Source organism: Plantibacter sp. MCCC 1A11337 (assembly GCF_013349365.1).
GTDB lineage: Bacteria > Actinomycetota > Actinomycetes > Actinomycetales > Microbacteriaceae > Plantibacter > Plantibacter flavus_A.
The window spans coordinates 654,265-676,822 of record NZ_JABJWX010000002.1; the positions used below are offsets into that span (position 1 = coordinate 654,265).

20 protein-coding genes and 1 pseudogene are annotated in these 22,558 nt (G+C 68.4%); 11 read left to right on the forward strand and 10 right to left on the reverse strand.

What is annotated here, in order from left to right:
• Positions 1-18: 18 nt before the first annotated feature.
• The 4 genes from HOW07_RS10425 to HOW07_RS10440 form a co-directional block, all read right to left on the reverse strand.
• Entirely contained in the window at positions 19-1,698 is a 1,680-nt protein-coding gene (locus tag HOW07_RS10425) for a S8 family serine peptidase (RefSeq protein ID WP_175116881.1), read from the reverse strand.
• A gap of 128 nt (positions 1,699-1,826) precedes the next feature.
• Positions 1,827-2,810 (reverse strand): TerC family protein, encoded by a 984-nt coding sequence (locus HOW07_RS10430; protein WP_175116882.1) that lies wholly within the window; start codon positions 2,808-2,810, stop codon positions 1,827-1,829.
• A gap of 302 nt (positions 2,811-3,112) precedes the next feature.
• A complete protein-coding gene (locus HOW07_RS10435) occupies positions 3,113-4,150 on the reverse strand; it encodes a LacI family DNA-binding transcriptional regulator (protein ID WP_079000989.1) in 1,038 nt (345 codons plus the stop codon).
• A complete protein-coding gene (locus HOW07_RS10440; protein WP_175116883.1) occupies positions 4,143-5,726 on the reverse strand; it encodes a sugar ABC transporter ATP-binding protein in 1,584 nt (527 codons plus the stop codon). Before HOW07_RS10440 ends, HOW07_RS10435 begins: the two co-directional genes overlap by 8 nt.
• A 267-nt stretch (positions 5,727-5,993) precedes the next feature.
• Here HOW07_RS10440 and HOW07_RS10445 point away from each other — a divergent pair, with 267 nt between their 5' ends.
• From HOW07_RS10445 to HOW07_RS10465, 5 genes are all read left to right on the forward strand, one after another.
• Entirely contained in the window at positions 5,994-6,992 is a 999-nt protein-coding gene (locus HOW07_RS10445) for an ABC transporter substrate-binding protein (RefSeq protein ID WP_086472835.1), read from the forward strand.
• A 119-nt stretch (positions 6,993-7,111) separates the two neighbouring features.
• Complete coding sequence (locus HOW07_RS10450) at positions 7,112-8,638, forward strand: sugar ABC transporter ATP-binding protein (RefSeq protein ID WP_064295086.1); 1,527 nt, start codon at positions 7,112-7,114, stop codon at positions 8,636-8,638.
• Positions 8,635-9,759, forward strand: coding sequence for an ABC transporter permease (locus HOW07_RS10455; protein ID WP_371743650.1), 1,125 nt, complete (start codon positions 8,635-8,637; stop codon positions 9,757-9,759). The genes HOW07_RS10450 and HOW07_RS10455 overlap by 4 nt, the downstream gene beginning before the upstream one ends.
• Positions 9,756-10,799 carry an ABC transporter permease gene (locus tag HOW07_RS10460; protein ID WP_175116884.1) on the forward strand — a complete coding sequence of 348 codons (1,044 nt, stop codon included), beginning with the start codon at positions 9,756-9,758 and terminating at the stop codon, positions 10,797-10,799. Before HOW07_RS10455 ends, HOW07_RS10460 begins: the two co-directional genes overlap by 4 nt.
• 73 nt (positions 10,800-10,872) lie before the next feature.
• The gene (locus HOW07_RS10465; protein WP_217485249.1) at positions 10,873-14,484 is read left to right on the forward strand and encodes a family 43 glycosylhydrolase; all 3,612 of its coding nucleotides are present in this window, start codon (positions 10,873-10,875) and stop codon (positions 14,482-14,484) included.
• A 90-nt stretch (positions 14,485-14,574) separates the two neighbouring features.
• Here the strand turns inward: HOW07_RS10465 and HOW07_RS10470 are convergent, their stop codons facing one another.
• A complete protein-coding gene (locus HOW07_RS10470; RefSeq protein ID WP_175116885.1) occupies positions 14,575-15,507 on the reverse strand; it encodes an NADP-dependent oxidoreductase in 933 nt (310 codons plus the stop codon).
• Positions 15,508-15,598: 91 nt separating this feature from the next.
• On the opposite strand from HOW07_RS10470, the gene HOW07_RS10475 reads away from it, so the two are divergent.
• Positions 15,599-16,093 (forward strand): MarR family winged helix-turn-helix transcriptional regulator, encoded by a 495-nt coding sequence (locus HOW07_RS10475; RefSeq protein ID WP_175116886.1) that lies wholly within the window; start codon positions 15,599-15,601, stop codon positions 16,091-16,093.
• A 12-nt stretch (positions 16,094-16,105) separates the two neighbouring features.
• Here HOW07_RS10475 and HOW07_RS10480 read toward each other — a convergent pair whose 3' ends face one another.
• Positions 16,106-16,459: a MerR family transcriptional regulator gene (locus HOW07_RS10480; RefSeq protein ID WP_175117188.1), complete on the reverse strand. Its 354-nt coding sequence runs from the start codon at positions 16,457-16,459 to the stop codon at positions 16,106-16,108.
• Positions 16,460-16,671: 212 nt separating this feature from the next.
• Between HOW07_RS10480 and HOW07_RS10485 the strand changes: the two genes are divergently transcribed.
• On the forward strand, positions 16,672-18,177 hold the full coding sequence (locus HOW07_RS10485; RefSeq protein WP_175116887.1) for a SulP family inorganic anion transporter: 1,506 nt from the start codon (positions 16,672-16,674) through the stop codon (positions 18,175-18,177).
• A 30-nt stretch (positions 18,178-18,207) separates the two neighbouring features.
• On the opposite strand, the gene HOW07_RS10490 is transcribed toward HOW07_RS10485, so the two are convergent.
• Complete coding sequence (locus HOW07_RS10490) at positions 18,208-18,786, reverse strand: TerD family protein (RefSeq protein ID WP_064295082.1); 579 nt, start codon at positions 18,784-18,786, stop codon at positions 18,208-18,210.
• A 146-nt stretch (positions 18,787-18,932) separates the two neighbouring features.
• On the opposite strand from HOW07_RS10490, the pseudogene HOW07_RS10495 reads away from it, so the two are divergent.
• The 4 genes and pseudogenes from HOW07_RS10495 to HOW07_RS10510 all read left to right on the forward strand — a co-directional run.
• Positions 18,933-19,037, forward strand: a pseudogene (locus tag HOW07_RS10495) (acyl-CoA desaturase); the annotation flags it as partial.
• Positions 19,038-19,112: 75 nt separating this feature from the next.
• Complete coding sequence (locus tag HOW07_RS10500; protein ID WP_175116888.1) at positions 19,113-19,832, forward strand: tyrosine-protein phosphatase; 720 nt, start codon at positions 19,113-19,115, stop codon at positions 19,830-19,832.
• Between the two features lie 101 nt (positions 19,833-19,933).
• Positions 19,934-20,104 carry a hypothetical protein gene (locus HOW07_RS10505; RefSeq protein WP_167620428.1) on the forward strand — a complete coding sequence of 57 codons (171 nt, stop codon included), beginning with the start codon at positions 19,934-19,936 and terminating at the stop codon, positions 20,102-20,104.
• 53 nt (positions 20,105-20,157) lie between these two features.
• Complete coding sequence (locus HOW07_RS10510; protein ID WP_175116889.1) at positions 20,158-20,319, forward strand: hypothetical protein; 162 nt, start codon at positions 20,158-20,160, stop codon at positions 20,317-20,319.
• Between the two features lie 64 nt (positions 20,320-20,383).
• Here the strand turns inward: HOW07_RS10510 and HOW07_RS10515 are convergent, their stop codons facing one another.
• The 3 genes from HOW07_RS10515 to HOW07_RS10525 are packed head-to-tail and all read right to left on the reverse strand — an operon-like array spanning position 20,384 to position 22,470.
• Positions 20,384-20,926, reverse strand: a complete 543-nt coding sequence (locus HOW07_RS10515) for a GNAT family N-acetyltransferase (RefSeq protein WP_175116890.1) — start codon at positions 20,924-20,926, stop codon at positions 20,384-20,386.
• A gap of 45 nt (positions 20,927-20,971) precedes the next feature.
• Positions 20,972-21,505, reverse strand: a complete 534-nt coding sequence (locus HOW07_RS10520) for a TetR family transcriptional regulator (RefSeq protein ID WP_158596582.1) — start codon at positions 21,503-21,505, stop codon at positions 20,972-20,974.
• On the reverse strand, positions 21,502-22,470 hold the full coding sequence (locus HOW07_RS10525; protein ID WP_175116891.1) for a ketopantoate reductase family protein: 969 nt from the start codon (positions 22,468-22,470) through the stop codon (positions 21,502-21,504). The genes HOW07_RS10520 and HOW07_RS10525 overlap by 4 nt, the downstream gene beginning before the upstream one ends.
• Positions 22,471-22,558 lie beyond the last annotated feature (88 nt).

A 22,558-nucleotide genomic window follows, 5' to 3' on the forward strand; every position in this document is an offset into this window, starting at 1 on the left:
CCGGGCCTCGTGACGGGGTCAGGCCCGACGCCTCGGCCGTCGTCCGAGGAGCAGCCACGCCCCGGCCCCGGCGAGCGATCCTGCGAGGCCGACGGTCGCGAGCAGCGCCGTTCCCGAGAGCCCGGTCGGCGGGAGGACGTCGATCGCCGCTTCGGACACGGTGGTGGGCCCCGGAGGGGTCGGGAGCGAGACGGCCTGCAGGCTCGCGCCGACGTCGATCAGGCCCGCGCCGACCGAACGTTCGGTCGGGATCGAGGGGTCCCAGGGGATGGTGATGGTGTCTATACGCGCATGGTCGGTGAGCGCTGCTCGCACCTGACCCGGCGTCAGATCCGGCCTGAGCTGACGGACGAGCGCTGCTGCAGCAGCGACGGTGGGGGCCGCGGCCGAGGTTCCCCGGAAGTTGCCGGAGCCGGTGAGGACGGTCGTCGAGACGGGGAGATCGTCGACACCGGCTGCGGTCGGACCGGGGACGACGACGGGTGTCGGGACGCCGAAGAGGATGGTCGACGGCCCGAGGGAGGAGTAGGTCTCCAGGGTGGAGTCCGCCGCGTCGACGGCTGCGACGCTGAACACCTCGGGTGTCGCCTGGTGGCCGAAGAGGGCTGCGCCGACGATGTCCGTCGCCGTCGACCGGAAGTACTCCTGCGCGATCAGCTCCGGCCGGCCGGGGAACGGGGTCCAGGTGAGGGCGAGGGGAGGGGTCGCCGCGGTGGCCGTCAGGTGCCGGACGACACTGACCTGCACTTCGGACTGTTCGGTGTCCGACAGGTTCTGCAGCGGTGCGGTGCCCGTGGCGAGCTGCGGGTCTGCCGCCGGGAACGGGATCGTCCGGTCCTCCACTGACAGGACGTACTCGAATTCCGTGGACACCCCGCCGTCGGGCTCGCCCCAATCGAGCGAGCCGACCATGATCGAACCGGCCGGCAGCGTGACCCCCATGGTCGAGTCGACCGCGTCACCGGGGTCGAAGTCGAGGCAGTCGACGGAACCGGCGTCGAACAGCTCGGAGACGTTCCCCGGGCAATCGGTGGGGCGGTAGCGGTCGGTCGCCCAGGACCCGATCGGAGACCCGGCGCTCGGGAAACCGGGTGCGCCCGGCACGGCGAAGTTCCCGGCCGCGGTCACGACGAACACACCGGCGTCGACCGCCCGACGGATGGCCGCCTCGCCGGGACCGGTCCGGTAGCGACGGTCCTCGCCGCCTTGCACGTCGTCGACGATGACCGAGGCACCATTGGCGACGAGCAGGTCCACGGCGGCAGGGTACCCGGCGCTGTCGGACGCGAAGAGGATCTCGGCCCCGGGGGCTATCCCGTGCACGAGCTGAGCCATCGCCCGTCCTTCGTCGTCCTGGCCGACCGGCGGGTCGTTCAGGATGGAGACCGGCGTCCCGAAGCCGCAGGGATTCCCCGGCCCGGGGAGGAGTCCTGCGGCGACGTCGGCTGCGACGGCCTCCGCTCCGGCGTTTCCGAAGGATCCGGAGATGATCCCGACCCGGACCCCGGAACCGTCCACGCCGAACGCCGTCCGTGCGTCTCCGGCATGCAGGAGTTCGACGGCGGGTGCCGGGAGCGAACGGCAGGCAGCCGCGGTCGTGGCGGGGACGGCCGATACCGGGAGGGTGCCGGCGCCGACGGCACCGCAGGCGAGGACGACCGCCAGCACACCGGACACGCTGCCGCGAAGCACACCCATCGTCACTCCTCATCGCGACGGCCGCCCCCACGGCGGCCGGCCTGAGGAGATCGTGACAGAGGATCTCCTCAGGCCGGCGGTTCTTGCGGAAAACGGATCACCGGTGCCGCGAGCAGGGCCGTCGTGGGCTACCGCTCGACGCCGGCCCGCGCGTCACGGCGGGTCTTCGCGAGCGAGGCGACCGTCGCCACGGTGATGGTCGCGGCGATGAAGAGCAGCGAGAACCAGATCGGGATGTCGGGGATCCAGTCGATGTGCTGACCGCCGTTGATGAACGGCAGCTCATTGACGTGGAGGGCGTGGAACACGAGCTTCACGCCGATGAAGGCGAGGATGACGGCGAGGCCCTGGGCGAGGTAGACGAGGCGTTCCAGCAGACCACCGATGAGGAAGAACAGCTGGCGGAGACCCATCAGGGCGAAGGCGTTGGCGGTGAACACGATGTACGCCTCCTCGGTGAGGCCGTAGATCGCGGGGATCGAGTCGACCGCGAACACGAGGTCGACGAACCCGATCGCGACGATCGTCAGCAGCATCGGCGTGAAGAAGCGCTTGCCGTCGATCTTCACCGAGAGTCGGTCGCCGTGGTAGGTGTCGGTGATCGGGAGGATGCGGCGGGCGAATCCGACGACCTTGCCGTTGGCCGGGTCGCTCTCGTGGCTACCGAACGCCTGGCGGTACGCGAGGAAGAGCAGCAGCGCGCCCATCAGGTAGAAGATCCAGGAGTAGTTCTCGATGAGTGCGGCGCCGACGGCGATGAACGCACCGCGCATGATGAGCGCGATGATGATGCCGATCATCAGCACCTTCTGCTGGTACGCCTTCGGCACGGCGAACCCGGCCATCACGATGAGGAAGACGAACAGGTTGTCGATCGACAGCGCCTTCTCGGTCAGGTACCCGGCGAAGTACTCGCCGCCGTACGTCCAGCCGGAGACGAGGCCGATGCAGACACCGAACAGCAGGGCGAGGCTGACGTAGAAGATCGACCAGCGTGCCGACTCGGCGATGGTCGGTTCGTGGGGCTTCCGCACGTGCGCGAAGAACTCGTAGACGAAGAAGAGGATCGTGACACCGATGGTGATGATCCAGATCAGCGGGGTGACGGCCATGGTGGCTCCAAGGGCTCGAGGACGGGACTCCGACGCGATGGTCGGAACACGGTCTTCTCCACTCTCGATGAGAGCCGACACCCCGGGACCCGATGGCGGATCCGTACTGACGAGCATGTCGCGAAGGAGTACTCCCCCTGCTGCGACAAGTGTAGGTCAGGGGGTGGGAGGGGTACCTGGGAATACGCCCTTCGACAGGCTCAGGGACCGGGGTGGGTGGCTCAGGGCTCAGGGAGTGGGTGGCTCCGGGGTCAGGGGGTGGGTGGCTCAGGGGCCGGGTGGGGCTCAGTGACCGGAGACGCTCAGGGGACGTCGACGCTGCGCCTCGCCAAGCGCTCGGCGTTCGCCGTCGCCGTGGAGTCGCGCAGGATCAGCTCCGGTACCGAGGGCGGCACCGCTCCCGGGGGTTCTCCATTGACGTGGTCGAGCAGGGTCGCGAGCAGGGTCCGGCCGACCTGTTCGAAGTCCTGCCGCACGGTGGTGAGCGGCGGCGAGAGGTGCTCCGCCTCGGGGATGTCGTCAAACCCCACGACGCTGAAGTCGAGCGGGACCCGGAGGCCGCGCTCCGTGAGGGCGTGCATGAGGCCGAGCGCCATCTGGTCGTTGGCGGCGAACACCGCGGTGACCTCGTCGTCCAGCTGACGCCCGAGGGAGTATCCGGACGTCGGCGTCCAGTCGCCGGTCCCGACGACCTGCGCGACGAGACCCGCTGAAGCGAGTTCGTCCCGCCAGCCACGCTCACGCTCGCGGGCGTCGATCGCGTCCGGTGGTCCGCCGAGGTGCCCGATACGCCGGTGCCCGAGCGCGATGAGGTGCGCGGTCGCCGCACGCGCGCCGGCGTACTGGTCGACGCCGACGGTCACCATGCCCGCGCGCGGCGTCGCGTGCAGGGCGACGAGCGGCACGCTGAGTTCCATCCCCGCCACGATGTCGGTGACCCCTTCGCGCGCGCTGATGACGGCGATGCCCTCGACGTTCTGGCGCAGGAACCCCTCGACCGCTGCGCGCGCGGAACCCGGGTCGCTGTCCACCATGTTCGCGGTGAAGACCGACCAGCGTGCGTCGCGGGCCGCCGCGTTGAAGTGCAGGACCGAGGACGAAGGCCCGAACTCGGTGCCGCCGGTGGCGATGAGGCCGATGGTCCGGGATCGCTTCGTGACGAGCGTCCGGGCGGCGGGGGAGGGGACGTAGCGCAGCTGCTTGATCGCTTCGTCGACCCGCGCCTTCGTCGCCGGCCGCACGTTCGGGAGGTCGTTCAGCACCCGTGACACGGTCTGGTGCGAGACCCCCGCGAGCCGTGCGACGTCGAAGATCGTCGCATGACGGGACGGCTCAGCCACGCGGTCCCCTCTCGTCGTCGGCGGTCGTGATCGGTTCCGGCGAGGCCTCATCAGGCCCCTCCGAGATCGCGGCCAGCAGCTTCGAGACGGTGAGGTCGTAGTTCGGGAGGTCGGCGACCTTCCGTCGGTCGCGCAGCACGGCGATCCGGTGGCTGATGCGCAGGACCTCCTCGAGTTCGGCTGAGATGAACACGACCGACAGACCGTTCTCGGCGAGCCGGGTCACGAGCTTCTGGATCTCGGCCTTGGCGCCGATGTCGATGCCTCGGGTCGGTTCATCGAGCACGAGCAACCGAGGAGCGAGCGCGAGCCACCTCGCCAAGAGTACCTTCTGCTGGTTCCCTCCTGAGAGCTCCTTCATGAGCGCATCGGGATTCGCCGGCTTGATGCCCATCGCCTGGATGTAGCTCTCGGCCAGTTCGTTCTGCCGACGCAGCGGGATCCGTCTGAACCACCCGAGGTCCGCCTGGAGGGCCAGCGCGATGTTGTCGCGCAGGCTGAGGTCGCCGATGATCCCCTCGGTGCGACGGTTCTCCGACGCGTAGACGATCCGTTGTTTGAGGGCGCGGCGCGGGGATCCGAGGCGGGTGGCCCTCCCGGCCACCTCCACCGAGCCGGTGTCGGCCCGGTCGACGCCGGTCAGGAGTCTGGCGAGCTCCGTCCGTCCTGAGCCGAGCAGTCCGGCGATGCCGACGATCTCGCCCTCGTAGACCTTCAGGTCGATCGGTTCGATCGCACCCTGGCGCCCGAGCCCGATGGCCGAGACGAACGGGTCCTCACCGTCGAGGGCGTCGCCCTCATCGGAGGTGTCGAGCCCGCGTCGGATCTCGTCGAAGGTCGCGAGCTCTGTACCGATCATCTTGTGGACGAGGTCGATCCGGAGCAGTTCGTGCGGGAGGTATTCGCCGACGAGTCGGCCTTCGCGCAGCACGGTGAGGCGGTCGGAGATCTCGTAGACCTGGTCGAGGAAGTGCGAGATGAAGAGGATCGCGACGCCCTCGGCTTTGAGGATCGAGATGACCCGGAAGAGTTCGGTGACCTCGTCGTTGTCGAGGCTCGAGGTCGGTTCGTCGAGGACGAGCACCTTGGTGCGCACGGCGATCGCCCGGACGATCGCGACGAGCTGCTGGATCGCCGGCGGATGGGCGGAGAGCTGCGAGGCCGGGTCGATGTCGAGTCCGACGACGGCGAGCAGCTCTCGTGCGCGCTCACGCATGCGCCTCCCCGAGATCCCTCCCCAGGCATGACGTGGTTCGCGGCCCAGGAGGATGTTCTCGGCGACGGTCAGATTGGGGAGGAGGTTGACCTCCTGGTAGACGGTGCTGATCCCGTGCGCCTGGGCGTCGGCGACGCTCGAGAACGAGACCTCGCGTCCTTCGAGGAGGATGCTTCCGCTGTCGATTCGATGGACCCCGGTCAGCGACTTGATGAGGGTCGACTTCCCCGCTCCGTTCTCGCCCATGAGGGAGTGGACCTCGCCGGGGAACAGTCGGAGGTCGACGTCGTCGAGCGCTTTGACGCCGGGGAAGCTCACGGACACACCGCGCAACTGCACGAGTGGCGTGGGCGAGGTCATCTGCAGCTCTCCGTCGAGGTGGTCGCGGCCGGGTGTCCGCTGATCACCCGACTCTAGCGCGCGCGACGGCACCGCCGGGAGGCCGCTCCGCAGGAATTGTGAGGGCTCACATTGCCTGTTGACAACTCTTCCCAGCCGTGGCTAATGTTCAGCACAACGCAGATGTGATCGCTAACAATTGCTGACCACCTGCGTCACCGCAGCACCACGCACGTCACATTCACGCCGCACCCATCGTCGGGACCGCGGGTCTCAAAGAGGAGAACAATGTTCAAGACAACACGTGTCCGCGCACTCGCGGGCCTCGCCCTGGTCGGTGCTCTCGCGTTCAGCGCGACCGCCTGCTCGAGCGGTTCCGGAAGCTCCGACGGCGACGCTGGTTCGGACGGCGAACTCACCACCATCGGCTTCGTGGCCGTCGGCCCCGAGGGCGGATGGCGCACCGCGAACGAGAAGAACATCCAGGACTCGTTCTCGAAGGAGAACGGCTTCGACCTCAAGTACGCACCGGCGACGAACGGCGACCAGAACTCGCAGATCACCGCCTTCACCTCGTTCATCGACGAGGGCGTCGACGCCATCCTGCTGTCCGCCACGGAGGCGACCGGCTGGGAGAGCGTCCTGGAGCGCGCGAAGGAGGCCGAGATCCCCGTGGTCCTGCTCGACCGCGGCATCGAGCCGAACGACACCGAGCTCTACACGAGCCGCATCGCCCCCGACAACGTCGGCATCAGCGCCTCGGCCGCCGAGTGGGCGAACGGTCAGTTCCCCGACGGCGCCAAGTACGTCGTCCTCGAGGGCCCTCCCGGCCTTTCCGTCGTCAACGACCGCAACAAGGGCTGGGACGACACCATCGACCCGAACTTCACCAAGCTCGAGTCGCAGTCGGCCAACTGGTCCACCGAAGAGGCGAAGAGCGTCTTCGAGACCATCCTCAAGGCGAACAACAACGATGTCCAGCTCGTCTTCGCACAGAACGACGAGATGGGCCTCGGCGCCGCACTCGCCGTCGAGGAGGCCGGCCTGAAGCCCGGAACCGACGTCAAGATCATCACGATCGACGGCACCAAGGCGGCGCTCGAAGCACTCGCCGCCGGACGCCTGAGCTTCGTCGCCGAGTACAACCCGCTGTTCGGTGAGACCGCGATCGACATCGTCAAGAAGGCACTCGCCGGCGACAAGGTCGAATCGGACATCGTGGTGCCGAGCGTCACGTTCGACTCTCCGGACGCTGCGACGGCAGCTCTGCCCGAACGCGCCTACTGATCCGTCCCGGTCGCCCGGCAGCCACCCCCCTTCGCTGCCGGGCGACCGCCCACCCGCTTCCCGGGGACCAGACTCCCCGGCGACGACGCCGGATCGACCGGCAGAACGACCAGGCAGACATGGCAATCACCGAGCCGATCGTCGAGATGCAGCACATCTCCATCGAGTTCCCGGGCGTCAAAGCCCTGCAAGACGTGGACTTCCGTCTCTTCCCCGGCGAGGTCCACACGCTCATGGGCGAGAACGGCGCCGGCAAGTCGACGCTCATCAAGGCGCTCACCGGGGTGTACAAGATCGACTCCGGCACGATCCTGGTCGCCGGAGGACCCCGCTCGTTCTCCGGAACGGCGGACGCGCAGAGCGCCGGCATCTCGACCGTCTATCAAGAGGTGAACCTCTGCGACAACCTCACCGTCGGCGAGAACGTCATGCTCGGCCACGAGGTCCGCGGTCCCTTCGGCATCAACTGGCGCCGCACCCACGAAGCCGCACACGAAGCGCTCGTCGGGCTCGGCCTCGGGCACATCGACCCCAAGCAGCCGCTCTCGAGCATCTCGCTCGCGCTGCAACAGCTCGTCGCGATCAGCCGGGCCATGGTCACGAAGTCGAAGGTGCTCATCCTCGACGAGCCGACCTCCAGCCTCGACGCCAACGAAGTGGAGGGCCTCTTCCAGGTCATGCGCCGACTACGCGACCAGGGCGTCGCGATCCTCTTCGTCTCCCACTTCCTCGACCAGGTCTACGCGATCAGCGACCGACTCACGGTGCTCCGCAACGGCGAGTTCGTCGGGGAGTACCGCACCGCGGACCTCAACCGCACCGAGCTCATCTCCAAGATGATCGGCAAGGATTACGGCGCGCTCGCCGCCCTCGGCTCCAACCGCGGCCGCACCGCCACAGCCGACACCCCGGCGTTCTACAGCGCCAAGGACCTCGGGCGGAAGGGTTCCATCGACCCCGTCGACATCGAGGTCCACGCCGGCGAGGTCGTCGGTCTCGCAGGGCTCCTCGGGTCGGGCCGCACCGAGCTCGGTCGGCTCATCTACGGTGCAGACCGTCCCGACTCCGGCACGGTCACGATCGACGGCGCGACCGCCGAGGTCCACACGCCCATGGCCGGCCTGTCGAAGCAGATCGCCTTCTCCACGGAGAACCGACGTGACGAAGGCATCATCGGCGACCTGACCGTACGGGAGAACCTCATCCTCGCCGTCCAGGCCCGCAGGGGCTGGGCGCGTCCGCTGTCCCGCCGCGAGCAGAACGAGCTCTGCGACAAGTACCTGCTCGAACTCAACGTCCGGCCCTCCGACCCGGAACGACCCATCAAGAACCTCTCCGGCGGCAACCAGCAGAAGGTGCTCCTCGGCCGATGGTTGGCGACGAAGCCCCAGCTCATCGTGCTCGACGAGCCGACCCGTGGCATCGACGTCGGCGCCAAGGCCGAGATCCAGGAGGCGATCGCCGCGCTCGCCGAGGACGGGATGTCCGTCGTGTTCATCTCCTCCGAACTCGAGGAGGTCGTGCGCTTGAGCGAGCGGATCGTCGTACTGAAGGACCACCGTAAGATCGGCGAGATCGTCAACGGACCCGAGGTCACCGCAGACACCATCGTCGACCTGATCGCCACCGAAGGGAGCGCCACGTGAGCGCCACCAGTCAGGGGCCGGCCCGTTCCGGTTCCTCCGCACGAGGCGGCCAGGGTTCGACCCGCGGCGTCGTCAGCACCATCGTCCACCAGCCCTACATCTGGGCGATCGTGACCCTGCTGCTCCTGCTCGTCATCAACCTCGTCAAGGACCCCGGCTACCTCGGCGTCTCCGTCAACGGCACGACCGGCAACCTGTCGGGCAACCCGATCGACATCCTGCGAGCGAGCGCCCCGATCATGATGATCGCGGTCGGGATGACGCTCGTGATCGCCACCCGCGGCATCGACCTCTCGGTCGGTTCCGTCATGGCCGTGTCCGGCGCCGTGTCGATGGAGTTCATGAGCAACCAGAGCGGCGGCGACGCGGGTTCGGCCATCGTCGCCGCGCTGCTCGCGCTCGCAGTGAGCGCCTTCCTCGGCACGGTCAACGGGGTGCTCGTCTCGATCGTCGGCCTGCAACCGTTCATCACGACGCTCATCACGATGCTCGCCGGTCGAGGCCTCGCGAAGGTGATCACCTCGGGGCAGAACACCTCCGCCACGAACGAGCCCTTCCGCTGGCTCGCAAACGGCACCGTGTTCGGATTCCCCGTCGTCTTCATCATCGCCGGTGTCATCGTCGCGATCGTCGCGTTCCTCGTCCGGCGCACCGCGCTCGGCCTGATGATCGAGTCCATCGGCATCAACCCGCGCGCCGCCCGGATGGCGGGTATCCGCCCCATCGGCATCCTCATCGCCGTCTACATCGTGAGCGCCGTCCTCGCGGGTGTCGCCGGGATCTTCAGCACCGCCAGCGTCATGACGGTCGAGGTGGCGAAGACCGGGTTGAACGCGGAGATGGACGCAATTCTCGCGGTCGTCATCGGCGGCACCTCGCTCGCCGGCGGCAAGTTCTCCCTCACCGGCAGCGTGATCGGCGCGCTCCTCATCGCGACCCTCGACAAGACGATCGTGTTCCTCTCCATCCCCTCCTCGGCGACGCCGGCGTTCAAGGCCGTCGTGATCGTGATCATCTGCCTCCTCCAGTCACAGCGCGTGAGAGCCCTGTTCGCCCGGCGGAAGTCCCGGACGACGCCTACGGCGTCGGTCCCCACGCGAAAGGAAACGGTGTCAGCATGAGCACCTTCACCGACCGACCGACGCCCGACGCTCCGGTGCTCCCACGGCGCTCGCTGCTGTCCCGGCTGACGCCCAACCTCGAGACCCTGCCCACCCTGGCGGCCGTCGTCATCTTCATCGGCATGGTCGTCTACGGCGAGATCGCCTACGGACGCATCGTCCAGGCCAGCACGATCTCGAACCTGCTCATCAACAACGCGTACCTGATCATCCTCGCCGTCGGACTCACCTTCGTGATCCTCACGGGCGGCGTGGACCTCTCCGTCGGTGCGATCATCGCCATCAGCAGTCTGATCGGGGTGATGCTCGCGAACTCGGGCTGGAACCCGATTGCGGTCATGGTGATCATGATCCTGATCGGCTCCGCGTTCGGCGTGTTCTCGGGCGTGCTCGTGCAGTACTTCAACGTGCAACCGTTCATCGCCACCCTCGCGATGATGTTCCTCGGGCGCGGTCTCGCCTCGATGCTCAGCACCACGCCGGAGCGTCTCGCCGACGACTCGCCGATCCGTTCGCTCTCCACCGAGTGGAAGGTGATCGACGGCCCGAAGATCAACGACCTCATCACCACCCCGAACGTCCTGATCGCCCTGCTCGTCGTCGCCGCGGCGTTCGTGGTGCTCCACAAGACCCGCCTCGGCCGGACCGTCTACGCGATCGGCGGCTCGGAGCAGTCGGCGCTCCTCATGGGGCTGCCCGTCGTCCGCACGAAGCTTATGGTCTACGTGATCAGTGGCACGCTGGCCGGTCTCGCGGCCGTCGTCTACACCTCGAAGCTCGGCATCGCCCAGAACATCACGGGCGTCGGCTGGGAGCTCGACGCCATCGCAGCGGTCATCATCGGCGGCACGCTGCTGACCGGAGGCGCAGGCTTCGTCCTCGGCTCAGTCGTCGGCGCGCTCGTCCTCGGCCTCATGAACGTGCTCATCACCCGCGACGGCAGCATCCCGCCGGAGGCGACCACCATCATCACCGGCGGCATCCTGCTCGTCTTCGTCCTCCTCCAGCGACTCGTGGTCTCGCGCAAACGCAAGACCTGACGCCCGCACACCCCCACCGCACCACCCGTTCCATCCCGCTCGACAACGACGCCGAACCAGGAGAACCACCCCCATGAGACAACTGCGCCTCAAAACGGTCGTCGCGACCTCCGTCGCGGCCCTGATCCTGCCGCTCGTCGGTGCCTCCGGCGCCGCCGCAGCGGTGTCGCCGGGGACCGCCCCGACAGCGACCTCCCAGTCCAGCTTCCGAACCGCCCCCACGGCGCAGGAGGACCTGGACGCCGCCGCGGCGGCGCTCTCGATCGCGAACGTCGACGACGTGCGCGGGAATCTGACCCTGCCCGGAGCACCCGAGGGGATCGACATCGCCTGGGCGTCGTCGGACACCACCGTGATCACCACCGACGGTGTCGTGACGCGGCCCGCCACGGACACCACCGTCACCCTGACCGCCACGCTGAGCCAGGGCGAGGCGACCGCGACGCGCGAGTTCACGGCGACCGTCCGCGCCGCGATCGCGACCCCCGACTACGAGGGCTACGCCTTCGCCTACTTCACCGGCAACTCGCTCGCCGGCGAGAACATCTACTTCGCCGCCAGTGAAGGCAACAACGCGCTCGACTGGAACGAACTCAACGCCGGACGCCCGGTCCTCACCTCGGACGAGGGTACGAAGGGGCTGCGCGACCCGTTCCTCATCCGCTCTCCCGAGGGCGACACCTTCTACCTCATCGCCACCGACCTCTCGATCGGCAGCGGCACGTCCTGGGGAGACTCCGTCCGCACGGGCAGCCACTACCTCGAGGTGTGGGAGTCCCACGACCTCGTGACCTGGTCCGACCAGCGGCACATCGAGGTCGCACCGGAGAACGCGGGCAACACCTGGGCACCCGAGGCCTACTACGACGACACCATCGGCGCGTACGTGGTCTTCTGGGCTTCGTCGCTCTACGACGCCGACGACCCGGACCACACCGGGAACAGCTACCACCGCATGATGTACGCGACCACCCGCGACTTCACGACGTTCAGCGAGCCGCAGGTCTGGCAGGACCAGGGCGTCTCGCGGATCGACTCGACGGTGATCAAGTCGAGCGACACCTACTACCGCTTCACCAAGGACGAGGGTGCCGGTGGCACCGGGTGCGCCGACATCATCCAGGAGTCATCGACGGACCTGCGGGCCACGCTCGAGTCCTGGACGGTGCTCGACACCTGCATCGGTCGCGACGCAGGCACCAGCGCGGTCGAGGGGCCGACGGCGTTCGCCGCCAACCCGGGCGACGTCAACGGTGACAAGTTCTACCTCTTCGTCGACGAGTACGGCGGGCGCGGCTACATCCCGCTCGAGACCGAGGACATCGCGAACCCGGACTGGCAGGTCGCGAAGGACTACGACCTTCCTGCGAGCCCGCGCCACGGCACGGTGCTCCCGGTCACGGCTGCAGAGCTGCAATTGCTCGAGGACAGCCTCGGCGGAGCACCCGAGCCGGTGCCCGCGAACGAGGACGGCGAGATCGTCCGCTACGACTTCGCCGGCTCCGCAGGCTCGACACTCAGCGACGTGTCCGGCAACGGCCTCGACGCGACGGTCGAAGGCGGTGCGACCTTCTCCGACGGTGCGCTGCAGCTCGACGGTGGCGACGACTACGTCAAGCTGCCGGACGACCTGCTCGCCGGGGTGACCGACGTCACGGTGGAGGCGGAGGTCTGGATCGACCCCACGCAGGCCAACCCGTACTTCATCTACGGGCTCGGCAACACCACCGGTGGCGCCGGCGACGGCTACCTGTTCAGCACCGGCAACGCGTACCGGACGAGTCTCGCGACCGGCAACTGGAGCACGGAGCAGACGGTGTCGCAGGGCAAGGACCTGACGCGCGGTCGCTGGGCGAAGCTGACGTACACGTTGCAGGGCACCACGGCCACGATCTACCTCGACGGCATCGCCGTCGGCACCGGGACCGTGACGGCGGATCCGGGAGACATCGGCGGCGGGTGGACGAGCGCCAACTACCTGGGCCGTTCGAACTACGACGCCGACAACCGGCTGAAGGGCGCGTTCCGCGAGTTCGCGATCTACAACCGCGCCCTCTCGGCGGACGAGGTGCTCGCCGGCTCCGGGAACACCGCGGCACTGACCGACATCGGCCTCGAGGAGGACGTGTTGAAGACCGCCCCGATCGTCGACAACGACCGCCACGAGGTCGTCTTCCCGGTTCAGCCCGGAACGGACCGCACCGCCTTGAGCCCGACCTTCACGACCGCGGCCGGTGTCACGGCGAGCCCCGCCTCGGGGACCGCCCTCGACCTCAGCAGCCCCGTGACCGTGACGTTGACGCCGACCTCGGGTGAGGCCGTGACGTGGACGATGCGGGCGGTCGAGATGAAGAGCCCGGTCATCCCCGGTCTCTACGCCGACCCGAACGTCTTCGTCTGGGGCGACACCTATTACATCTACGCGACCACCGACGGCTTCGCCGGTTGGGGTGGCAAGGAGTTCTTCGTCTGGTCGTCGAAAAACCTCGTCGACTGGGAGCGTTCGGCGGAGCCGATCCTCACGCTCGACGGCGCGAACGGGAACGTGCCGTGGGCGACCGGCAACGCCTGGGCGCCGACGATCGGCGAGAAGGACGGCAAGTTCTTCTTCTACTTCAGTGGCCACAACCCCTTGGTCGACCGGAAGACCATCGGCGTCGCCGTCGCGGACAGTCCGGCCGGTCCGTTCACGGCTCAGCCGAACGCGATGATCCTCAACGACGAAGCGGTGACCTCGGGACAGGCGATCGACCCGGCCACGTTCACCGACCCGGAGACGGGGAAGAGCTACCTGTTCTGGGGCAACGGTTCGCCGGTGTACGCGGAGCTGTCGGACGACATGCTGTCGATCAAGGCCGACACGCTCAAGCGCATCGACGGCCTGACCGACTTCCGCGAGGGTGCCTTCGTCAACTATCGGGACGGGATCTACCACCTGACGTACTCGATCGACGACACCGGTTCGGAGAACTATCGGGTCGGGTACGCGACGGCGACGAGTGTGGACGGCCCGTGGACGTACCGCGGTGTGATCCTGCAGAAGAAACCCGAACTCGGCATCCTCGCCACCGGTCACAGCTCGATCCTCAACGTGCCGGGCACGGACGACTGGTACATCGTCTACCACCGGTTCGCCATCCCGGGTGGTGACGGCCAGCACCGCGAGACGACGATCGACCGACTGACGTTCGACCCGGAGACGGGCCTCATGAACCCGGTCGTCCCGACCCTCGAGAGCGTCGGCCCGCAGCGGATCGCGGTTCCCGGTGCCGAGGGCACGCTGACGATCGACCGGCCGTCGGTGCGGGTGGGTGAGTCGTTCTCGGTGTCCGGGTCCGGCTTCGCCGCGGGGGAGCAGGTGCGGTTCACCCTGTTCTCCACCCCGACCGACCTCGGGACCGTCGTCGCAGACGCTTCGGGTGCGTTCGTGGCGACGCTCACGGTGCCCGCTTCCGTGGTGCCGGGAGCGCACACCCTCCAGGCGCTCGGCGCGGACTCAGGCATCACGGCCGAGGCGGCGCTGACCGTCCTGGCAGCGGATGCCGCAGCTCCGGGCGCTGCGGGCTCCGGTCCTGGTGCGCTCTCGACCACCGGTGTCTCGGTCGTCGGATTCGTCGGCCTGGCCGGGCTGCTCCTCGCAGCCGGTGCGTGGCTGGTCGTCCGTCGCCGACGCGTCGCGTCGTAGCCGGCGCCCGACCGCACCGATCCCGTCCGGGGTGACCATCGTCACCTCGGGCGGGATCGCCGTCTGTCCGGTCGCGACGAACCGGGCTGATCATGCCGGCAGGACGATCACCTTGCCGGCGATCCGGCCGGCAGCGGCTTCGGCGTGGAGCGCGGGCAGTTCGGCGAGCGGGATCCGTCGCGTCACCTCGACCGTCAGCGATCCCTCGTCGACGAGCGACACGAGGGTCGACAGGCGGTCGCGGTTCGGCAGGACGAAGACCGTCGCCGCGCGGACCTGCCGTGCCTCGTCTCCGGGCGTCGGCATCCATGCGGTGGTGCTCACCACCGCACCGCCGTCGTGGACGAGCCCGACGAGCGCCTCGAACTGCTCGGGGTCGATCGGCGCGAGGTTGAGGAGGACGTCGACGGGTGCCGACACCGCACCGAGGAGGTCGGACGCCGTGTGGTCCACGACCTCGTCCGCTCCGGCGGCCCGAACCGCCGCCTCGCTCCGCGGGCTGGCCGTCGCGATGACGTGCACCCCGGCGCGCTTGGCGAGTCGGATCGCGTATTTGCCGACGACCCCGCCGGCGCCGACGATCAGGACGCGCTGACCCGACTCGAGGCCGCCGTCGTCGAACAGCGCCTGCCAGGCGGTCAGAGCGACCGAGGGGAGGGCGGCGGCGTCCGCGAGCGGGATGGTCGTCGGTGCTGCGACGACCGCCTCCGCCGGTGCGACGACGTACTCGGCCGCACCGCCGTCGAGCTCCATCGGGAGGAAGCCGATGACCGCGTCGCCGACCGAGAGCCCCTCGACGCCCTCACCGAGCGCGTCGATCGTGCCCGACACGTCGTACCCGGGGACGTGGGGGAGTTGGACCGGGATCGGCAGGAACCCGGCTCGCATGCCGTTGTCGGCCGCGTTGAACGCCGATGCTGCGACGCGGACGCGTACCTGTCCGACGGCAGGAGTCGGCTGCTCGATGTCGCCGTAGTGGAGGACCTCGGGCCCTCCGACCTCGTGGAACTGGACTGCCTGCATGATGCTCTCCTTCGTCAAGTGCTTCGAATTTGAAGCAACTGGGATGACGATAACACTGCTTCGAACTCGAAGCAACACCTAGAATGGACGCATGACCGAAACGCCTGCATCTCTCACTCCGACCGAGCTCGGCGCCTACTTCGCGTTCACCGAGGTGAGCAGCCTGCTGCGTCCGGCGGTCGAGCAGCAGCTCCGCGAGGCGGGGGAGTTGAGCTACGTCCAGTTCCAGTTGCTGGCGCGCCTCGGTGATGCGCCGGACGGTCACCTGCGCATGACGGATCTCGCGGATGGCGTGGTCTACAGCCGTAGCGGGCTCACCTACCAGGCGCAGTTGCTCGAACAGCGGGGGCTCATCACCCGCTCGCCGTCACCGGACGACGAACGCAGCACGGTCGTCGCGATCACGACGGCCGGCCGGGACGTGCTCGCCACGGTGTTCCCCGGCCACATCCAGGCCGTGAGGGACCTGCTGTTCGCGCCGCTCGACGACGACGACGTCAGCGAGCTCGCCCGCATCCTCGGGCGGGTCAGTGAGCACCTCCGGGCGGCTCCGCCACGCTCGGCGGGTCGCCGTCGGAAGGCGTGATCGCAGCTGTCGTCAGCGGCGGGCTTCGAGGAGTGACACGAACTCGTCCGCCATCGCGAGTTGCTGCTGCAGCTTGGCGCGACGCTTGGCCGCGTCGGTGATGAAGCCGTCGAGGATCGCGCGGGTGTCGTCGTCGGGTGCGGTGTCCATGGCGTCGATCACCCGGAGGAGCTCTGCCATCTCCTCGAGGGAGAAGCCGAGTGGTTTCATGCGCCGGATGAGGATGAGGCGGTCGTAGTCGTCCTGCGTGTACAAGCGGAAGCCGCCCTCCGTGCGCGCTGAGGCCGAGACCAGGCCGACGTCGTCGTAGTGCCGCAGCGTGCGGAGCGAGAGTCCGGTGCGCTCGGCCAGTTCGCCGATGTGCATAGTGGTCGGTTCGCTCGTCACGGTCGCCTCACTTCAAATCAACCCTTACGTTAGGGTAGAGTTATCGACGGCGGCCGATCGGGCCGCATCTCCCCACCATTCTCCCGCGCGTGACGTCCCCGCGCGGTCGGTGGCGTGCGCACCGCAGCGCCTGACCCAGACATTCCCATCCGGTCCTCGCGACGAGGACCCCGACTCCGACAGGAGCACCCATGGCCAAGGGCCCAGAAACCACCACATCGGACGCCACCGTCCTCTCCGCACTCCGCAGCCCCCGCATCCTCACCAGGGAGCTGCTGGCGGGCCTCGTCGTCGCCATGGCGCTCATCCCGGAGGCGATCTCCTTCTCGATCATCGCGGGCGTCGACCCGCAGGTCGGACTGTTCTCCTCGTTCGTCATGGCCGTGGCGATCGCCTTCCTCGGCGGCCGCCCGGCGATGATCACGGCGGCCACGGGAGCGATCGCCCTGGTCATCGCCCCGGTCGCCCGCGAACACGGCCTCGACTACTTCATCGCCACAGTCATCCTCGGCGGTGTCTTCCAGGTGATCCTCGGTCTCCTCGGCGTCGCGAAGCTCATGCGCTTCATCCCGCGGAGCGTCATGGTCGGGTTCGTCAACGCACTGGCGATCCTGATCTTCACCGCCCAGCTGCCGAACCTCATCGGCGTGCCGTGGCTCGTGTACCCGCTCGTCGCGGTCGGCATCGTGGTCATGGTCGTCATGCCCCGCCTCACGAGTGTCGTGCCGGCGCCGCTCGTCGCGGTCGTGCTCATCACCGCGGCGACGGTGGCCACCGGACTGAACGTGCCCACCGTCGGCGACCAGGGCGAACTGCCGCGCAGCCTGCCGACCCTGTTCATCCCGAACGTGCCGTTCACGCTGGAGACGTTCGCGATCATCGCGCCGTACGCGGCCGCGATGGCCTTGGTCGGGCTCCTCGAGTCGCTCATGACGGCCAAGCTCGTCGACGATGTCACCGACACCCCGTCGGGCAAGACCCGCGAGTCGCTGGGCCAGGGGATCGCGAACGTACTCTCGGGGTTCTTCGGGGGCATGGGTGGCTGCGCGATGATCGGCCAGACCATGATCAACGTGAAGGCCTCGGGCGCGCGGACGCGGATCTCGACCTTCCTCGCCGGGGTGTTCCTGCTCGTCCTGGTCGTCGCGCTGGGCGACGTGGTCGCGGTCATCCCTATGGCCGCGCTCGTCGCGGTGATGATCATGGTGTCCGTCGCGACCTTCGACTGGCACAGCATCAACCCGAGGACCCTCCGCGCCATGCCCCTCGGTGAGACGGTCGTCATGGTGGCCACGGTCGTCGTGGTGGTCCTGACGCACAACCTCGCGATCGGTGTCGTCATCGGTGTGATCGCCGCGATGGTCGTGTTCGCAAGGCGGGTCGCCCACCTCGCCACCGTCGAACGCACGGTCGACCTGTCCGCAGCGACGCCCACCGCCCGGTACACCGTGACCGGAGAGCTGTTCTTCGCGTCCAGCAACGACCTCACGACGCAGTTCGCCTACGCCGACGACCCGGAGCGGATCGTCATCGACCTCTCGCAGTCGCACGTCTGGGACGCGTCGACCGTCGCCGCCCTCGACGCGATCACCACGAAGTACGAGCGTCGCGGGAAGCGGGTCGTCATCGAGGGGATGAACGACGCGAGCACGCGGATCCACGCCCGGCTGGCCGGCAAGCTGACCGGCGGTCACTGACCGCCGGTCGCGCCGGCTCCTGCGTCCGGCTCAGTCGAGCGGGACGCCGAAGTCGCCCGCGATGCCGGCCAGGCCGGTGGTGTAGCCCTGGCCGACGGCACGGAACTTCCACTCCGAGTTGTACCGGTAGATCTCGGCGAACAGCATCGCCGTCTCCTGGGAGGCGTCCTCGGTGAGGTCGTAGCGGACGATCTCCTGCTGATCCTGGTCCATGACCCGGCAGAAGGCGTCGCGGACCTGGCCGAAGTTCTGGCGGCGGTTGTCGGCGTCGTGGATCGAGACCGCGATGACGATGCGCGAGACGTCGGGCTCCACAGCGCGGAGGTCGATCGTGATCTGCTCGTCGTCGCCGTCACCCTCGCCGGTGCGGTTGTCGCCCTGGTGCACGACCGAACCGTCGGGCGTCGACATCTGGTTGTAGAAGATGAAGTCCGCAGGGGTCCGGATCTTGCCGTTCTCGGCGACGAGGATGGCGGAGGCGTCGAGGTCGAACGCGACGCCGACGGTGGTGCGCGGGTCCCACCCGAGACCGACCGTGGCGATGGTCAGCCCTGGGCTGGTCTTCGTGAGCGAGAGGTTGTTGCCTTTGGAGAGGCTGAGGCCTGCCATGGGTGTGTTCCTTCGAGAGTGCTCGGTGATGTTCGAACCTCCATCCTGCCCTGTTCCGGCTGAGTTTGGAGTGGGTTGTGGAGGATCCGCAAGTCCCCTCGGCCGCAGCGGTGATCGGTGGCGAGCGTCGCGTTCTCGATCGTCCGCTGCTGCGCTCGTACGGGATCGTCATCCGCTACCTCAACCGCGTCGGTCTCGGAGCTCGCGATCCGTTCGCGTGCCCGCTCGTCGCCGAGCTCCGCATACACTGAGCCACCTCACCGACCACCAGCAAGCGCTAGCTCGCAGTCGGAAGCCGCCCGGTCGGTTCGGGTACGCTCTGCCGGATGCGGAATCTGGACTGGGACGGCCTGCGCAACCTCAGGGATCTCGGCGGTCTGCCGACCGCGCTGTCGTCCACCGGCCTGACGGCGCGCGGGCGGATCGCGCGGGGTCCCCGACGCGAGCTGCTCACCGCTGCAGGGTGGGACGCCGCGATGCGATGGGGGCTGCGATCCGTGGTCGATCTCCGCAGCGCTGATGAGGCCGGAGCGCGCGAAACCGACCCGGGTGTCCGTCCTCCAGCCGAGCTGGTGATCACGCTCGCGCCGACCGAGGATCAGACCGATCCGGAGTTCCGCGCGGTGTGCCTGCCGATCCTCGACTCCCCGGAGTACTGGCCGCACAATGTGCGTATCCTGCCGGAGCTCGTCCGCGGTGCGCTCGACGCGGTCGCATCATCCGAACCCGGGATGCTGGTGCACTGCGCAGCCGGCAGGGACCGCACCGGCATGATCAGCGCGCTCCTGCTCGCCAACGTCGGCGTCCCCGATGAGGCCATCGTCGACGACTACGCGGCATCGGTGCGGGCGATGGCGGGGACGGCACCCCACGGCGGCCCGACCCACGACCGCCAGGCGTCGTGGACGTCGGAGCAGGTCGACGCCTTCCTCGACGACGTGACGCCGCACGTGCGATCCTTCGTCGCCGACGCGGACGGGGTCTTCGACGCCCTGGCTCTCGACGAGGCGGCTCGGGCCGGACTGCGTCGGCTCCTCCTGCCATGACCGAACTCCGGCTGGCGCAGAGGCCGTCCTGCTAGGGTCCTGGCTGATCGTCATCCGATCCCGGCAGTCGACATCACCATCGGAACAGGAACCCAATTCTCGTGCAGAAGTTCGCCGTCGTCATCGTCGTCCTCCTCGTCCTCTGGGCGGTTCTCTCGATCGTCGGGTTCGTGTTGAAGGGCTTGTTCTGGCTCGGCATCATCGGCCTCGTCCTCATCGTGGGGACGATCGCGTTCGGAGCCGTCCAGCGCTCGCTGAACGACCGGCGCTGAACGCGCCTGCGCGCTCGTCCGGGTCGCCCTGGCTGCGCGCTTGTCTCCGGGCGATGGCTGTCGGAGATGCCCGCTCGGCGCGCAGTCTCGGCAACCTGCTCCACACACTCGGCGACGATGCCGCAGCAAGACAGGCCTACGAGATCGCGGCAGCGCGCGGCGACGGGTATGCGACCACGCTCCTGCGCGATCCCTCGTGGGAGCTCCCCGGCTGACGGCGGAAGGTCCGCGTCAGGGTCGTCCTCGGCGCTCCTACCCGGCGATGGGCGCGGGCCAGGTTCACGGCTCGTCGTCCCAGGGGACCGGCGTCGTCGTGCCCGACTGCACGTCGCTCCGGAGGATCGCGTAGGCGACCGATGCGAGTGGCTGTCCGCCGGCCACTGGCCAGCCCTCGCGGTAGTGGGCCTCCTTCACCCAGCCGGCCCGACGGAAGGCGCGACGCATGGCGACGTTGTCCTCGCGGGTCTGCCCCTCGAGCTTCCGGACGGACGGGAACCGCCCGAAGACCTCGGCGACGATGACCGGCAGGATCGCCGTTCCGATCCCGCGCCCTCGCGTGTCTTCGGCGAGCCGCAGGTCGATCAACGCCGTGTCGTCCTCGAGGTCCTCGAGGGTGATGATTCCCACCACCTCGCCGTCTGCGAGTACCCAACATCCGAAGGCACCGGGCCCGTCGACGATGCCGGAGGTCAGGCGTTTGCGAGCCTCCTCCGCGGTCGGTCGCGGCTGCATGTGGAACGGGAACTCGTGTGCGCTCAGGAACTCGACGAACGCGTCGTCGTCCCGTGGGCGTTCGAGCGGTTGCAGGCTCAACGGTGACATCCGCCCAGTATCGCAACACGGCGCATCATCGCAGGGCACGCCGGCTCATCCCGCAGCCAGGGTGCGGAGGTCGGCCAGCTCGCGTTCCAGGTCCGCGTCGTCGAGTGCTCCCGCCATGGCCGCGATCGACAGTCCTTCGAGGCGCCTGACGATCTGACGAGCGCGGAACGCCCGGTCGTCGGCGCTGGAGACCTCGCCGAGCATCCCGACCACCACCCCTTCGGCCTGCCGGAACTGCTCCGTGAGGAGTGCGCGACGATGGTCGGCGGGCAGACCGAGGACGTATTCGTAGACGATCGGGCGGAGGGTCGCGTCGACGTCGTGGAGCGCGGTCGCCTGTTCGGTGAGGAAACCCTCGAGGTCGTTCGCCTCGTCCCCTGAGCGCTCGTGCGCAAGCGCGTCGAGCAGGATCTCCTCGGTGTTGGCGTACTGGTAGTACAGGCCTCCGCGTGAGACGTCCGCCGCCAGTCGGACGTGATCCATCGTCGTCCGCCAGAAGCCACGTTCCCGGAACTCGGCGACAGCGGCCTGCCTCAGGTGTTCGCGGGCGCGTGACGACGTCGGGCTGAGCGCGTTCACGAGGCGAGGGCGTCCCGCGCGCGACCGAGGTCGCGGGTGAATGCGGGGACGGGGACACCCGATTCGATGGCCGACACGTGGACTTCCGACATGAGCGCCAGGATATCGTCCGTGTTGTGGTGCAGCTCCATGATGCGCCGACTGAGGACGTCATTCCGGAACATGAGGACCATGACGCGTGCGGCGAGCGCCTTCGGCAGGAGCGTGAACGGCGCGATGTCCCGCAGGTGGTGGCGGAGCCGGACCCCGCGGGCCTGCACGACCCGGAGGCATTCACGGATGTTGCCGATGCCCCGAGCGAGGGTTCGCGGGCTCGCCAACGCCCGCGAGACGACGTCGCCGATCTCATCGCCCGGTCGGAAATCGGACGCGATCGCGGAGATGATCCCCGCGTTGACCGCCTGGTGCACCCAGAGCCACTCGAGCATTCGAGGCGACCGCTCCGCCGTCAGACCGGCGTCATGGAACGCCTGCGAGGCCGCTGCGTGAAGGGCGGTGGTGTGAGCGGATGCCGGCGCCAACCGGACGCTGTCGAAGAGGACGCTCTCGACGAGTTCCGCGTCACGTCTGCCGCCGGCGATCGGGTAGCCGAGGAGGTGGTCGTCGTGGCCCACGAGCGCCTGCAGTTCCTCGCGGGACCCCCAGAACCCGCCCATGAGCAGGAGACGTCGATCGAGTCCGTGGCGACGGAGCGACTCGATCGCACCGGCGAGCGCCTCGGCCGGAACGGAGACGAGGACGAGGTCGACCGTCTCCGGATCGAACGTCGCCGGGGTGAGCGGATACCGGAACGAGCGGTCGACCGGTGGCTGCTCGCGTCCGTCGAGGAGGTCGACCGTGGTGGTCGCCGATCGGGCCTGCGGGTCGGCGTCATGAAGGAGGTGCTGGACCTCGTGGCCGGCTTCGCGCAGGACGCAGCCGTAGGTCACCCCGATGACACCTCGACCCATGATGACGATGCGCATGTGCTCTCCGTTGCTGACTGGTGTGCATAATCCGACACGTGTGTCGGTTTTTTCAGTCTAGACGGACACGCCTGTCCAAAGAACGCAA